A 310-nucleotide genomic window follows, 5' to 3' on the forward strand; every position below is an offset into this window, starting at 1 on the left:
GGGCTCCAGCAGGTGGAGGGCGTGCCAGTCCGCGACGAAGGCGTCGGTGTAGCGTCGAGCAATCGCCCACGCTGATTGCCCGGTTCGCTGGCTGCCTGTCTCCATCTTGTCTTCGCCTTCGTCGGCATCAGAAGTCAGATGGCCGACGTCAGTGATATTGACGACGTGCCGGACCTCGAAGCCGTTACGCATCAGTACGCGGCGCAGGATGTCCTCGAACACGTAGGTTCTGAGATTCCCGATGTGCGCATAGTCATAGACGGTGGGTCCGCAGCAATACATGCCGGCCCGACCGGCGTGGATTGGCGTG

The 310-nt window shown here is 61.9% G+C and carries 1 pseudogene; it reads right to left on the reverse strand.

Annotation, left to right across the window (positions count from 1 at the left end):
* A pseudogene (locus tag SB753_RS36045) lies at positions 1-310 on the reverse strand (cysteine--tRNA ligase); the annotation flags it as partial.

Origin of the sequence: Paraburkholderia sp. SIMBA_053, assembly GCF_046534895.1 — a bacterium.
In the GTDB taxonomy this organism is placed as follows: Bacteria; Pseudomonadota; Gammaproteobacteria; order Burkholderiales; family Burkholderiaceae; genus Paraburkholderia; species Paraburkholderia caledonica.